Source organism: Sphingomonas panacis (assembly GCF_001717955.1).
GTDB classification, from domain to species: Bacteria; Pseudomonadota; Alphaproteobacteria; order Sphingomonadales; family Sphingomonadaceae; genus Sphingomonas; species Sphingomonas panacis.
Genome location: NZ_CP014168.1, coordinates 4,823,785 through 4,836,404, shown reverse-complemented (window position 1 = coordinate 4,836,404; position 12,620 = coordinate 4,823,785). Strand labels below are relative to the sequence as shown.

Genomic DNA, 12,620 nt, shown 5'->3' with positions numbered 1-12,620 from the left:
CGAATATTGGTGGCATGCCGATGAAGATCGTGATTCTTGCACGGCACGGCGCACATGCCGAAGTCGGACATGTTCTGAGCGGCCGGTCGGAGATCGCGCTCAGCCCGCGCGGGCAGGCCGAGGCGGTCGCGCTCGCCCAAGCGCTCGACGGCACGCCGATCGCATCGCTGCACGCCAGCCCGCGCCGCCGCGCGCGGGACACCGCCGCGCCGCTCGGCGAACGGCGCGGCCTTGCGGTGGAGATCGCACCGGCGCTCGACGAGATCGATTTCGGCGCCTTCACCGGGCGCAGCTTCGCTGAACTTGATAGCGATCCCGACTGGTTCCGCTGGAACGCCGAACGCGCCACCGCGCGCTGCCCGGACGGCGAGACGATGGCCGAAGCCTCCGCCCGCGCCGCCGGGTACCTGAACAGCCTCGCGCCCGATCGCCTTCCGGCGCTTTGCGTCTCCCATTGCGACGTTATTCGCGGTCTCGTCGCCCGGCAGCTCGGCCTCGGCTTCGATCGAATGTTCGCGCTGGAGTGCGACCCGGCTTCGCGCACCACGCTCGATCTTGATTCGGGCCGGTTGGTCGCGCTCAATGAGCGGGTGCGGCCATGAACGCGGGCTGCCCGACGGTGATGCCGGCGTAACTCTTCTCCTCGACGAGATCGGATTCGAGCAGCGCATTGATCCGCCGCTTGATCGCGGCGCGTTCGTCATTGCGCTGATAGACCGAGCGCGCGAGCTGGATGAACTCGGCGCCGAACCGCGCCTCGGCCTCCTTCTCGCGGATCGCATCCTCGATCTCCCACAGCGCCTCGTTGACCGCGCGCAGCTCCGCGAACAGCGCCGCGACATCGGCGCGCCCGAGCGCGCTCGCCCCGATCGCGTCGAGCAGGCTGCGCTCCTTCTCCACGTTCGCGCGCGCTTCCGGCCGCGCGATCCGCGCGCGCTTGATTTCGAGGATGGTGATCTTGTCGAGCAGTTCGCCCCAGGACACCGGCACCGCCGGGTTTGCCAGATGCTTCATACGCTATCCTCCAGTGCGGGAAGGCTGAATGCGGCGAGATCGCGCTCGGCATCGGCGACAACGGCGCGCCAGTCGCCCGCGCGCGGCTGCGCGTAGAGGCGCATCGTCGGATACCAGGCGCTGCGCCGCGTGTGCGTCGGCCAGCGCCAGTCGGGTTCTGCCTTGAGCAGCAGCCAGACCGGCTTGCCCAGCGCGCCGGCGAGATGCGCGATCATCGTATCGACGGTGATGACCAGATCGGCGCCGGCGACCAGCGCGGCGGTGTCGGCCATGTTCAACGGGCAGCCTTGCGGGTTGCGCACTGGCAGGTTGGTGGCTTCGGGCATCAGCGTGAAGCACGGCGCGAGGTCGCACAGCGGCGCGAGCAGCGCCGGCGGAATCGAACGCTCGCTGTCCCAATCACCCGCGCCATAACAGAGCGCGACTGCGCCCGGCGGCAACGGCGCGGGGGTAGCGCGGATATAGGGCGTCAGCGTCGCATCGGGGGCGACGCGGAGCGCGAAATCGAGTTCGGTGATCTCGATATCTACCTCGGCGGGTGGCAGCGGATGCGCGACATCGAACGGAACGAGGCTGATGCGGTCGCTGACGGTGGCGATCAGATCGCGCAGCCTCGGTTGCACTTCGACCGTCACCGACGCGGCGCGTGTCGCAAGCAGCGGCAGGAAGCGCGCGAACTGGATCGTGTCGCCAAGTCCGTGATAGCAACGCACCAGCACGTCGCGGCCGTCGATCGCGCGGCCATCCCACACCCAGCGCAGATGGTAGGGCAGGGTGCGGTCGTCGCGCGTCGCCGGATCGCGCTCGGCGAGACTCTGCGCCGCGAGCGCCCAGGCGGCTTCATAGTCTCCCGTTCGCATTGCCGCGACCCATGCTGCCATCCGATCCGCCATGCGCGAAGCAATCTTCGCGGAGCGGTAACGGTTCCCAAGGTCTCGTAAAAAGCTGACCAGCTTTATCTAAGTTAATCAATGGCATTCACATGGATCAAGACGTGACGCTTTGTTGCTGTTTGCGGAACAGCATGGTTCAATGTTCGTTGGCGTAACGAATCCCGAGGTTTGTCCGAGAGGTAGCACGTTGCATCAACTGACTGGCCGGAGCGCGAATGCGCTGGATAACGCCGCATTGCGCACGCGGATCGATGCGCTTGGACCGTGGTTCCACAATATCGATCTTGGCGGCGGGGTGACGACCGCGCCGGAGCATTTCCTCGGCGACTATCCGACGTTCAAGTACGAGCAGTTCGCGCATGTCATCCCGGCGGATCTCACCGGCAAGACCGTGCTCGATATCGGCTGCAACGCCGGCTTCTATTCGGTCGAGATGAAGCGCCGTGGTGCTGCCCGCGTGCTCGGCATCGACAGCGACGACCGCTATCTCGCGCAGGCGCGGCTGGCGAGCGAGGCATTGGGCTTCGAGGGGGTCGAGTTCGCCAATCTGTCGGTCTATGATGTCGCCGCGATCGGCGAGCGCTTCGATCTCGTGATCTTCATGGGCGTGCTCTACCATCTGCGCCATCCACTGCTCGCGCTCGACCTGATCCGCGAGCATGTCGCTGGCGACCTGATGCTGTTCCAGACGTTGCAGCAAGGGTCGAACGCGGTGGCGGACGTACCGGCGGATCATCCGTTCTTCGTGCCCGACACCTACGATCCGCCGGCCTATTTCGACGATCCCGGCTATCCCAAGATGCACTTCATCGAACGCGAATTCGCGCACGACTGGACCAATTGGTGGGCGCCCAACGCGGCGTGCAGCCAGGCGATGCTGCGCGCCGCCGGTTTCACGATCGAGGCCAACCCGGAAGCCGACGTCTATCTCTGCCGCACCGCGCCCGTGCCGTATGCCGAACACGGCCCGGCGGCGGTCTATCCATCGAAGGGGGGCTGACGTGATTGAAGCGGCGATGCTCTGGAACGAGCCGAACAACAAATCGCATTGGGACCCGGCGCTCGATCCCGACTGGTCGCGCTTCGCCGATCATGTGATCCGCGCCGGCAACGCGATCCACGCGATCAACCCGGCGGTGACTCGCGTGCTCGGCGGCATGTCGCCGATCGACCCGCACTGGCTCGGCAAGATGGGTGAGCACGGCGCGCTCGACGCGGTCGATGTCGTTGCGGTCCACGGCTTTCCGCTCGACTGGAATCTGTGGCCGCTGTCGGCCTGGCCCGACAAGATCGCCGAGATCACGGCGGTGACGGACAAGCCGGTGTGGGTGACGGAAGTCGGCGTCAGCTCGTTCGGCGCGGAGGAAGTGCAGGTGTTCGGGCTGGATCGCACCGCGAGCCTGCTCAAGGGCATCGCGCCGCGTGTCTTCTGGTATTCGCTGTTCGATCTGCCGATGAGCTGGGGCGCCGAGACGCGCCACCGCGAGGCGGAGGGATCGTCCTACTACCGCCATTTCTATCTCGGGCTGATCCGCGAGGACGGCAGCCCCAAGCCCGCGCTCGAAACCTATGCCCGGCACGCCGCCGATCTCGGGCTGATGCAGTGGTTCCACTTCAACGATCCCCGGCTCGACGAGGCGGTGGCGTGGATGAAGCGGCTCGGCACGCGCCGCATCCGCACCGGTCTGTCGTGGGCGGACAGCTTCCGCCCCAATGCGATCGACTGGTTCGACCGGCAGATGGAAGCGCTCGCCGATTTCGACGTGACCGTCACCTTCTGCTTCACGCCTGAGCATCTTGGGCTCGCGCCGCACCATACCAGCCCGGCGCGCGACCCGCAGCAATTCGCCGATTTCTGCGCGTGGATGATCGACCGCTATGCGCCGGCCGGCGCTTCGAGCGCCGGCATCGCCGCGCCCGAGACCCCGCCGGTGCCGCCGCGCGTGCCCGAACTCACCCCTCTCGATTTCAACCGCGACGAGCGTCTCGCCGCCGAACGGAGCGCCGCCTGATGCTTTCCCCCGATCGCCGTGGAATCAACGTCGCCCTCGTCGGCATCGGCAATTGCGCCAGTTCGCTCGTCCAGGGCATCGAACATTACCGGGTCGGCGCCAACGACACGGTCGGGCTGATGCACCGTGAGCTGGGCGGCTACGAACCGAGCGATATTCGCATCGTCGCGGCGTGGGATGTCGATACGCGCAAGGTCGGCCGTGATGTGGCGGAGGCGATCTTCGCCAAGCCGAATTGCACCGCCGTGTTCTGTGATACGATCGAGCCGACCGGCACCGAGGTGCGGATGGGCCGTGTGCTCGATGGCATCGCCGATCACATGGCGGATTATCCCGACGAGCGTACCTTCCGCCGCGCCGATGCGGCCGAGCCCAGCAAGGACGAAGTCGTCGCGCTGCTGCGCGAGAGCAAGGCCGATGTCCTGATGAACTATCTGCCGGTGGGATCGCAGGTGGCGAGCGAATTCTACGCCGAATGCGCGCTCGAAGCGGGGGTCGCGTTCGTCAACAACATCCCCGTCTTCATTGCCAGCAATCCCGAATGGGCCGATCGCTTCACCCGCGCCGGCGTGCCGATCATCGGGGATGACATCAAGGCGCAGCTCGGCGCGACCATCGTTCACCGCGTGCTGACCGACCTGTTCAAGAAGCGCGGGGTCAAGCTCGACCGGACGTATCAGCTTAACACCGGCGGCAACACAGACTTCCTCAACATGCTCAACCGCACGCGGCTCGCGTCGAAGAAGGAGTCCAAGACCGAAGCGGTGCAGTCGGTTGCGCAGGTGCGGCTGGAGGACGAGAACATCCATGTCGGCCCGTCCGATTACGTCGCGTGGCAGAACGACAACAAGGTGTGCTTCCTGCGCATGGAGGGGCAGTTGTTCGGCGGCGTGCCGATGAACCTCGAACTGCGGCTGTCGGTGGAGGACAGCCCGAACAGCGCGGGCGTCGCGATCGACATGATCCGCTGCGCCAAGCTCGCCAAGGATCGCGGGATGGCCGGGCCGGTGCTGCCCGCCGCGGCGTGGTTCTGCAAGCATCCGCCGGTGCAGATGCCCGACGACGAGGCACATGCCGCGCTCGAAGCGTTTATCGCCCAGCGCGCGAACTGACGCGCGCTGGCCGGGGGCATCATTGCGTCAGCCCTTCCTCACGCCTGCGCTGGTCGAGTGCGTCGAGCACCTCGGTCGGCTCGACATCGGCTTCGATTTCGCCGAATTCGGCGCGATCGACGGGTACGTCGAGCTTCGCAGCGATCCGCGCGACGAGTTCGGCGAGCTTGGTCAGTTCGTGCTCGGCGAGCAGGTTGACGTGGAGGTCGAGATCCGCGCGCCGGTCCGCGGCCACGGCCATCCGGTTCTGACTGATGAGAACGAAGGTCGAGAGGAAGATCGCCTCGACCGACGCCACCATCGCGAGCACGACGAAGCTCGGATCGAAGCGCGGGAGGCCGGGAACCGCGCCGAGATTGACGGCGATCCAAACGCCGAACACCGCCAGGTGCAGCGCCACGAAGCGCATCGATCCGGTAAATGCGGTGATCTGCCCGGCGATACGTTCGCTCAGCGGCGCGGCATGCGCTTCGGCGCGTTCGCGTGCGGTCAGCCGGGCGATGTTGTCGCGCAGCGTTTCGATCATCTGTGGCGTTGGGCTGGTCATGGGAATGGCAATTGCCCGGCTGCCAAATAGTTTCAGCAAAAGGACATATCATGCGCGCTGCAGTGCTGGATAAACCCGGCGTGATCCGGATCGACGAGATTGCTACGCCAGCCCCTGCGCGGGGCGAGGTGCGTATCCGGCTGGAGGGCTGCGGCGTGTGCGCGTCCAACCTCGAACCCTGGGCGGGGCAGGAGTGGATGACCTATCCGGGCGACGCCGGCGGTCTCGGCCATGAAGGCTGGGGAACGATCGACGCGGTCGGCGAGGGCGTCGCGGGCCTCGCGCCGGGCGACCGCGTCGCGGCGCTGTCGTATCGCAGTTTCGCCGAGTATGACGTCGCGGCGGCTGACATGGTCGCCAAGCTGCCGCCCGCTCTGGCGGATCAGCCGTTTCCGGGCGAGCCGCTCGGCTGTGCGTTCAACATCTTCCGCCGCAGCGACATCCGCGCCGGGCAGACGGTGGCGATCATCGGCATAGGGTTCCTCGGCGCGGTGCTGACCAAGCTCGCGAGTGATGCGGGCGCACGCGTGATCGCGATTTCACGGCGGCAGGAATCGCTTGATCTCGCGCGGCACTATGGCGCCGCTGAGACGATCGCGATGCACGATCATTATGCGATTATCGATCAGGTCAAGGCGCTCACCGGCGAGGCGATGTGCGAACGCGTGATCGAGGCGGTCGGCAAGCAATGGCCGCTCGATCTGGCGGGCGAGCTGATCGGCTTCGGTGGGCGGCTGGTGATCGCCGGCTATCATCAGGACGGGCCACGGCAGGTGAGCATGCAGACGTGGAACTGGAAGGGCATCGACGTCATCAACGCGCACGAACGCGACCCCGCCGTGCAGATGCGTGGCTTGCGCGAGGCGATCGACGCGGTCGCGAGCGGGCGGCTCGATCCGAAGCCGCTCTACACGCACCGCTACGGCCTCGATCAGCTCGGCGATGCGCTCGACGCCACGCGCGACAAGCCGGGTGCGTTCGTCAAGGCGCTGGTGATGCTGGCATGACGCCCCGGATCGGATTCCTCGGCACCGGCTGGATCGGCCGGCACCGCATGGCGGCGATGCTCGCGACCGGCGCGGTCGAGGCGGTCGCGATCTGCGATCCGTCGGCAGAGTGCGTCGCCGAGGCGCAGGCGCTCGCCCCCGGGGCGCAGGTCGTCGATACGCTCGCGGAAATGCTGGCGCTCGATCTCGATGGCGTGGTGATCGCGACGCCGAGCGCGCTTCACGCCGCGCAGTCGATCGAAGCGTTCGAGGCGGGCAAGGCGGTGTTCTGCCAGAAGCCGCTCGGCCGCACCGCCGCCGAGGCGCAAGCGGTGGTTGATGCCGCGCGCGCCGCCGACCGGCTGCTCGGCGTCGATCTGTCGTATCGCCACACCGAAGCGATGCGCCGCATCGCCGGCCTGGTTCGAACAGGCGCGCTCGGGCGGGTATTCGCGGTCGATCTCACCTTCCACAACGCTTATGGACCCGACAAGCCGTGGTTCTATGACGCCGCGCAATCGGGCGGCGGCTGTGTCGTCGATCTCGGCGTGCATCTCGTCGATCTCGCGCTCTGGACGCTCGGCTTCCCGCCCGTCGCTGATGTCGATGCGCGGCTGACGCGCGCCGGTCTGCCGCTCGCGGCGGGCGAGGTCGAGGATTATGCGGTTGCGCAGTTCGCCGCTGGCGACGCGCAGGTGCGGCTCGCCTGTTCGTGGCGGTTGAACGCCGGGCGCGACGCGGTGATCGAGGCGGCGTTCTACGGCACCGAAGGCGGCGCGGCGTTGCGCAACGTTGATGGCTCGTTCTACGATTTCACCGCCGAGCGGTTTGACGGCACCGCCGCCACCCGCCTTGCCGATCCGCCTGACGACTGGGGCGGCCGCGCCGCCGCCGCCTGGGCCGAGCACCTCGCCCGCGCGCCGGGCTACGATCCGCAGGCCGAGCAGTTCGTCCATTCCGCCGAGGTGCTCGACCGCATCTACGGGCGCTGACGCCGACAGGTTGCGGTATCTAAAAGCGAGGAACGTGTTCGTCTATCGGGTGATCGCGACCGGCACGATCGAGGAGAAGATCCTCGCTCTGCAGGAACGCAAGGCAGCCTTGGCCGAAGCATTGTGGAGCGAGGATGCCGCCGCACCGGCACACCTCACCGCGGACGACATCGCCTTCCTGCTTGGCTGGAAGACGGCGCGCGAAAACAGCGCTCCGCGTCGGCCTAGGATCGTGTCCCACCAAGTGGTGTAGCTTCGCCAGCGCGGTGGCGGCGATCCCTGTGTGGGCGGGGCTGAGATGCGCGGGGCGGCGCGCGCACGGGTTTTTCGTTTCGCGGTGGTTGGCCAAATTCGCCATCGAATCGCAATCCTGATCGAGGATCGGTGGCCCCAATCGGCGGCCGGTGCGTTCGATGACTGCGGCGGCGTTCTCGCCGCGGGAGGTGCGGATGCGCGACGTCAAGATGACCGATGGTGAGAGCGTTCCGTGTCTCGGGCAGGGAACCTGGAACATGGGTGAGCGGCCCGATCGGCGATCGGACGAGATCGCGGCGTTGCGCGCCGGCATCGACTTCGGGATGACGCTCATCGACACCGCGGAGATGTATGGCGATGGCGCGACCGAGGAACTGGTCGGCGAGGCGCTCTCCGGCATTCGCGACGACGTGTTCCTTGTCAGCAAGGCATATCCGCAGAACGCCTCGCGCGATCGCCTGGCGGAGGCCTGCGAGGCGAGCTTGCGTCGCCTGCGCACCGATCGGCTCGACCTCTATCTGTTGCACTGGCGCGGCAGCGTGCCGCTTGCCGACACGATCGAGGGTATGCAGGCGCTCGTGAAGGCAGGGAAGATTCGCCACTGGGGCGTCAGCAACCTGGACGTCGACGACATGGACGAGCTGGTGGCCGCCGGCGGCGCAACCTGCGTTACCGACCAGATCCTTTACAACCTCGGCCGACGCGGGCCGGAGCGCGAACTGCTTCCCTGGCTGACGGAACACGGCATGTCGGCGATGGCCTACAGCCCGGTGGAGCAGGGGCGCCTCGTCGACGATGCCGGGCTTGCCGCGATCGCGGCGTCCATCGGGCTGACCGCTCCCCAGCTCGCACTCGCCTGGGTGCTGAGATGCCCGGCGGTGATCGCCATTCCCAAGGCCGGCACGGTCGCCCATGTTGGCGAGAACAGGAAGGCCGCCGACATGGAGTTGTCGCCTGAGGTGCTGGCCCGGCTCGACGACGCCTTTCCAGCGCCGCCCGGCCGCATACGGCTCCAGATGCTCTAGCCCCGACGTGCTCGGGCGGCCGTCAGGAGCGGATGCCAGTCGGGATAACGGCCGACCGCGCCTCGATCATCGGCTTGGCCGCTCGTCGCCGCCAGAAAGCGTCTGCTCAGGCGGCCCTTGCTGCCTCTCGCGCGGCGCGCTTTTCTTCCTCAGTCCAGACCTTGCGCACGCGCTCTTTGGGCGGCTTGACCTGCTTGACCGGCCCGCCGCCCAGTACAGGCGCGCGTTTGGTCGAATGTCGCGCCACTTCGCAATGCCAATGATGATCGTCCTTCACCGTCAAGGTGCGACCGATTGTCCGCTCCACGTCATGCAGCCAGGCGCGCTGTTCGGCGTCGCACAGCGTGATCGCAAATCCGCTTCGCCCAGCACGGCCGGTCCGGCCGATCCGGTGGACATAACTTTCCGGCAGGCTGGGCAGATCGTGGTTGAAGACATGCGTCACCGTGTCGACATCGATGCCGCGCGCCGCGATATCCGTCGCCACGAGAACCTGCACATCCCCGGCGCGAAAGGCGTCGAGCGCGCGTTCCCGCTGCCCCTGGGACTTGTTGCCGTGCAAGGCCTCGGCGGTGATGCCCGCCTCGCTGATGAAGGCGCAGACTTCATTGGCAATATTCTTTTGCAGCGTGAAGACGACGGCCTGACCCATCTCGGGCGTTTGCAACAATGCCAGGAGCGCCGCCTTCTTGTTGGCGGCGTCAAGGAACATCACGGACTGTTCGATCCGGTCCACGGTGGTCGATGGCGGGGCGATCTCGACATTGGCCGGATCGCGCAAAAGGCTGTCGGCCAGCGCCGTTATCGATTTGGGCATCGTTGCCGAAAACAGCAATGTGTGCCGATCCGTAGGCAGCGCGGCGACAATGCGTTCGATCGGCTTGGCAAAGCCCATATCGAGCATCTGATCGGCCTCATCGAGGACCAGCGCCTCAAGTGCGGACAAGTCGCAAAGGCGCTGCTCGATCAGGTCCAGCAAGCGACCCGGCGTCGCCACGATGATGTCGACGCCAGCCTTGAGCGCATTGACCTGATGGAACTGGCTTACGCCGCCGAAGATCGTGGTCACGCTGGGCTTCAGATGGCGGCCGAATTTCTCGAAGCCGACGGCGATCTGCGACACGAGTTCGCGCGTCGGCGCAAGAACGAGGACGCGGGCACCCCCCTTGGGCGCGGGACGAGGATCGGCGGCGAGGCGATGCAACAGCGGCAGCGCGAAGGCCGCAGTCTTGCCCGTGCCGGTCTGCGCCATGCCGAGCATGTCGCGGCCCTGCAACAGCATCGGGATGGATTGAGCCTGGATCGGTGTCGGTCTGGCATACCCTTCTTCAGCCAGCGCCTGCAGCAAAAATGGCGCCAGAGAGAGATCGGCGAAAGTCAGGTTCATCGTAGAAAGGCGCCTCCAGCGCTCGGTAAACTGCGCCTGATCGGGCTTAACGTGTTCAATGCGCGGGCTGTTAGGTGTGATGCTGCACTGCGTCAACGTCGAAAGCCGGGCCGTCCGCTTTATGGACCCGGCGGCGCATCTCGCCGGGGTTAGCGAACCAACACGTTTCGACCCAGGTCTGCCCGCCGCTCAACGGCCAATTTTCGCGCCCGCGGTGCCGGCGCTCCGCCATTCCCGCAGATATCGACCAAAGCTCGCGTTTTATCCTGCGTGTGCCCGTTGAAAGCGAGGGGGAGACCGGAGTCGGGAGGCGGGTAGGGCGGCCTGAACGTCGCGTTCCGGTCGTTGCAACCGTGTCGCTGGTTCCCGAGCCTAGATGCTCACGCGTCTGGAAGGGGTGCCTGACGATCGGGCTCCAGGCGGCGGCCATCAACCGCCTTTAGCAGAACGGGATCCCGATCATCGCAGCGACCTGCGGTCAGGCCGCTGGCGGAGCGTAGGCGCGCAGCTCATCGAGGATCGAATGCCGCGTCGGGCGCCAACCAAGCTCACGTTCGGCGCGTTCGCCCGAGACCACCTGATCGCACGCGATTGCGTCCGCGAAGCCCCCGAGCGCCTGCCGTGCCTCCTCCAACGGCCATTCCGCCACCCGACCTTCGGCGCCCGCGCCCTCGCTGGCGGCCCGTGCAATGTCGATCAGCGGGATAGCGGCGCCGTGAGCGCCGTTGAAAATCGAGGCCGCCGGCGCCTTTTCGAGCGCGAGCAGATAAAGGTCGGCGAGATCATCGACATGCACGCACGTCCAGCGGTTCTGCCCGTTGCCGACATACCGCGCGGCGCCATGCTCCTGAGCCGAGCCGTACATCATCATCGTGGTCCATGCGTGATCGCCGTAAACCCAGGCGGGGCGGATGATGACCCCGTGAACGCCATCGGCTGCAGCGCCACGGATGTCCGCCTCGATCGCCTCGCGAAAGCGCACCATTTCGAGCGGATCGAGCAGGGCATCCTCGGTTGCGGGCGTATCGCCGGTCGCGCCGTACAGGAAACAGCCGCTCGTGTAGAGAAAGCGCTTGGACGTGCCCCGCAGCGCAGCGAGGATCGCGCGGGTCGCCGCTTCGTCATACGCCGCGCTGTTCTGGTCATTCGGCGAGGCAGCGTGAACGACCGCGTCGACGCCCCGAACCGCGTTGGCGATGCTGGCCGCATCCTCCAGATCGCCGTGGACCGCCTGATAGCCCATGTCGGCGAGCTTGGCCGCGCTCGCGTCCGAACGCGCAAGCCCGACGACGTCATGCCCCGCCGCCGCCAATCGACGGGCGACCGCGCCGCCGATCAATCCCGTCGCGCCCGTTACCAATACACGCATCTTAGCACCTCATTGCTTGTGTGCCGTGACGTAGAGCGGAACGGCGGTCCCGCGTGAAATCGCCAGAAATGATACGGTGTCATCGGCTCGGCCGATGGCGTCAGGCGGACGCGGCGATCCCGGCAATGCAGTCGCGCAGCCACGCCGTGGCGGGATGGTCATCCACCCGGCGGTGCCACATCATCGCCAGCGGCCAGTCGGACAGGGGGATTGGCGGTTCATGCACGACTATGCCCAAATTGGCCGCAGCGAACCGCCCGGCGACGCGCGAGGCGAGCGTCGCGATCAGATCGGTATCGGCAACGACGAACGGTGCGACCAGAAATTGCGGCAAGCTCAGTACGACTCGGCGTGCGAGCCCAAGCGCCGCAAGCTTGCGGTCCACCAGCCCCGCGCGATCCCCCTCGGGCGATACCAGAAGATGCGGAGCCTCCGCGAACGCCTCGATGTCGGCATGTTCTGCAAAGGCGGGATGCCCGGGCCGCGCGATGCAGGCGAAACCTTCCCGAAGCAGCGCGCGTGTGAGGATGCGTGCCGAGGTGTCGACCGGAACGCTGAGGGCAAGGCTTACCTCGCCACTGTCGAGGAGGTCGACGACTTCATCTTTGCCAAAGATGCCGCGGACCCGGAGATCGAGGCGAGGAGCTTCAACCGCAAGCCGGGCCAGCAATGGGGGCAGCAACACGAACGCGGCGTAGTCGGTCATCGCGATCGAGACGATCTGATCGGCAGCCGCCGGATCGAATCGATCGTCTTGCAGGACGGATCGCATGAGACGGAGCGAAGACGAGATCGGGCCGGCCAGATCATCGGCGCGCGGTGTCGGTTGCATCCCTGTCGGCGACCGGACGAACAATTCGTCACTGAACACCTCGCGCAGTCGCGTGAGCGCACCGCTCATCGCCGACTGGCTCAGACCGATACGCTGGCCAGCACGGGTGACGTGGCGCTCCGCATAGAGCGCATCGAATGCCTTCAATAAGTTAAGGTCGAAGCCAGCTACATCCATCAGACGGCCATAGAAGGAT

14 protein-coding genes are annotated in these 12,620 nt (G+C 66.5%); 8 read left to right on the top strand and 6 right to left on the bottom strand.

What is annotated here, in order from left to right:
• The first annotated feature begins 20 nt into the window (after window positions 1-20).
• Window positions 21-602 carry a histidine phosphatase family protein gene (locus J0A91_RS22470; protein WP_069207584.1) on the top strand — a complete coding sequence of 194 codons (582 nt, stop codon included), beginning with the start codon at window positions 21-23 and terminating at the stop codon, window positions 600-602.
• Here the strand turns inward: J0A91_RS22470 and J0A91_RS22465 are convergent.
• Together J0A91_RS22465 and J0A91_RS22460 are read right to left on the bottom strand one after the other, a co-directional pair.
• On the bottom strand, window positions 580-1,014 hold the full coding sequence (locus J0A91_RS22465) for a DUF6165 family protein (RefSeq protein WP_069206764.1): 435 nt from the start codon (window positions 1,012-1,014) through the stop codon (window positions 580-582). The genes J0A91_RS22470 and J0A91_RS22465 overlap by 23 nt on opposite strands.
• A complete protein-coding gene (locus J0A91_RS22460; RefSeq protein ID WP_240502127.1) occupies window positions 1,011-1,895 on the bottom strand; it encodes a glycosyltransferase family 9 protein in 885 nt (294 codons plus the stop codon). Before J0A91_RS22460 ends, J0A91_RS22465 begins: the two co-directional genes overlap by 4 nt.
• Window positions 1,896-2,094: 199 nt before the next feature.
• Between J0A91_RS22460 and J0A91_RS22455 the strand changes: the two genes are divergently transcribed.
• The 3 genes from J0A91_RS22455 to J0A91_RS22445 are packed head-to-tail and all read left to right on the top strand — an operon-like array spanning window position 2,095 to window position 5,031.
• Window positions 2,095-2,907, top strand: coding sequence for a TIGR04290 family methyltransferase (locus tag J0A91_RS22455; RefSeq protein WP_240502126.1), 813 nt, complete (start codon window positions 2,095-2,097; stop codon window positions 2,905-2,907).
• Between the two features lies 1 nt (window position 2,908).
• Complete coding sequence (locus J0A91_RS22450) at window positions 2,909-3,919, top strand: glycosyl hydrolase (RefSeq protein WP_069206762.1); 1,011 nt, start codon at window positions 2,909-2,911, stop codon at window positions 3,917-3,919.
• Complete coding sequence (locus tag J0A91_RS22445; RefSeq protein WP_069206761.1) at window positions 3,919-5,031, top strand: inositol-3-phosphate synthase; 1,113 nt, start codon at window positions 3,919-3,921, stop codon at window positions 5,029-5,031. Before J0A91_RS22450 ends, J0A91_RS22445 begins: the two co-directional genes overlap by 1 nt.
• Window positions 5,032-5,050: 19 nt before the next feature.
• On the opposite strand, the gene J0A91_RS22440 is transcribed toward J0A91_RS22445, so the two are convergent.
• The gene (locus J0A91_RS22440; RefSeq protein ID WP_069206760.1) at window positions 5,051-5,578 is read right to left on the bottom strand and encodes a DUF1003 domain-containing protein; all 528 of its coding nucleotides are present in this window, start codon (window positions 5,576-5,578) and stop codon (window positions 5,051-5,053) included.
• A gap of 50 nt (window positions 5,579-5,628) precedes the next feature.
• Here J0A91_RS22440 and J0A91_RS22435 point away from each other — a divergent pair, with 50 nt between their 5' ends.
• The 4 genes from J0A91_RS22435 (at window position 5,629) to J0A91_RS22420 (ending at window position 8,836) form a co-directional block, all read left to right on the top strand.
• On the top strand, window positions 5,629-6,585 hold the full coding sequence (locus tag J0A91_RS22435; protein WP_069206759.1) for an MDR/zinc-dependent alcohol dehydrogenase-like family protein: 957 nt from the start codon (window positions 5,629-5,631) through the stop codon (window positions 6,583-6,585).
• Window positions 6,582-7,556 (top strand): Gfo/Idh/MocA family protein, encoded by a 975-nt coding sequence (locus tag J0A91_RS22430; protein ID WP_069206758.1) that lies wholly within the window; start codon window positions 6,582-6,584, stop codon window positions 7,554-7,556. Before J0A91_RS22435 ends, J0A91_RS22430 begins: the two co-directional genes overlap by 4 nt.
• 34 nt (window positions 7,557-7,590) lie before the next feature.
• Window positions 7,591-7,809, top strand: a complete 219-nt coding sequence (locus J0A91_RS22425; RefSeq protein WP_069206757.1) for a hypothetical protein — start codon at window positions 7,591-7,593, stop codon at window positions 7,807-7,809.
• A gap of 196 nt (window positions 7,810-8,005) precedes the next feature.
• Window positions 8,006-8,836, top strand: a complete 831-nt coding sequence (locus J0A91_RS22420; protein ID WP_083225006.1) for an aldo/keto reductase — start codon at window positions 8,006-8,008, stop codon at window positions 8,834-8,836.
• 106 nt (window positions 8,837-8,942) lie between these two features.
• On the opposite strand, the gene J0A91_RS22415 is transcribed toward J0A91_RS22420, so the two are convergent.
• From J0A91_RS22415 to J0A91_RS22405, 3 genes are all read right to left on the bottom strand, one after another.
• On the bottom strand, window positions 8,943-10,223 hold the full coding sequence (locus J0A91_RS22415; RefSeq protein WP_069206756.1) for a DEAD/DEAH box helicase: 1,281 nt from the start codon (window positions 10,221-10,223) through the stop codon (window positions 8,943-8,945).
• Window positions 10,224-10,701: 478 nt separating this feature from the next.
• Window positions 10,702-11,592 (bottom strand): SDR family NAD(P)-dependent oxidoreductase, encoded by an 891-nt coding sequence (locus J0A91_RS22410; protein ID WP_069206755.1) that lies wholly within the window; start codon window positions 11,590-11,592, stop codon window positions 10,702-10,704.
• 100 nt (window positions 11,593-11,692) lie between these two features.
• Window positions 11,693-12,571: a LysR family transcriptional regulator gene (locus J0A91_RS22405; protein ID WP_206364952.1), complete on the bottom strand. Its 879-nt coding sequence runs from the start codon at window positions 12,569-12,571 to the stop codon at window positions 11,693-11,695.
• Window positions 12,572-12,620: the final 49 nt, after the last annotated feature.

Bases quoted from the DNA above. Each gene is read 5' to 3' on its own strand.
- J0A91_RS22470 (WP_069207584.1), top strand. From the start codon at position 21: ATGAAGATCGTGATTCTTGCACGGCACGGCGCACATGCCGAAGTCGGA.
- J0A91_RS22465 (WP_069206764.1), bottom strand. From the start codon at position 1,014: ATGAAGCATCTGGCAAACCCGGCGGTGCCGGTGTCCTGGGGCGAACTG.
- J0A91_RS22460 (WP_240502127.1), bottom strand. From the start codon at position 1,895: ATGGCAGCATGGGTCGCGGCAATGCGAACGGGAGACTATGAAGCCGCC.
- J0A91_RS22445 (WP_069206761.1), top strand. From the start codon at position 3,919: ATGCTTTCCCCCGATCGCCGTGGAATCAACGTCGCCCTCGTCGGCATC.
- J0A91_RS22440 (WP_069206760.1), bottom strand. From the start codon at position 5,578: ATGACCAGCCCAACGCCACAGATGATCGAAACGCTGCGCGACAACATC.
- J0A91_RS22435 (WP_069206759.1), top strand. From the start codon at position 5,629: ATGCGCGCTGCAGTGCTGGATAAACCCGGCGTGATCCGGATCGACGAG.
- J0A91_RS22430 (WP_069206758.1), top strand. From the start codon at position 6,582: ATGACGCCCCGGATCGGATTCCTCGGCACCGGCTGGATCGGCCGGCAC.
- J0A91_RS22420 (WP_083225006.1), top strand. From the start codon at position 8,006: ATGCGCGACGTCAAGATGACCGATGGTGAGAGCGTTCCGTGTCTCGGG.
- J0A91_RS22415 (WP_069206756.1), bottom strand. From the start codon at position 10,223: ATGAACCTGACTTTCGCCGATCTCTCTCTGGCGCCATTTTTGCTGCAG.
- J0A91_RS22410 (WP_069206755.1), bottom strand. From the start codon at position 11,592: ATGCGTGTATTGGTAACGGGCGCGACGGGATTGATCGGCGGCGCGGTC.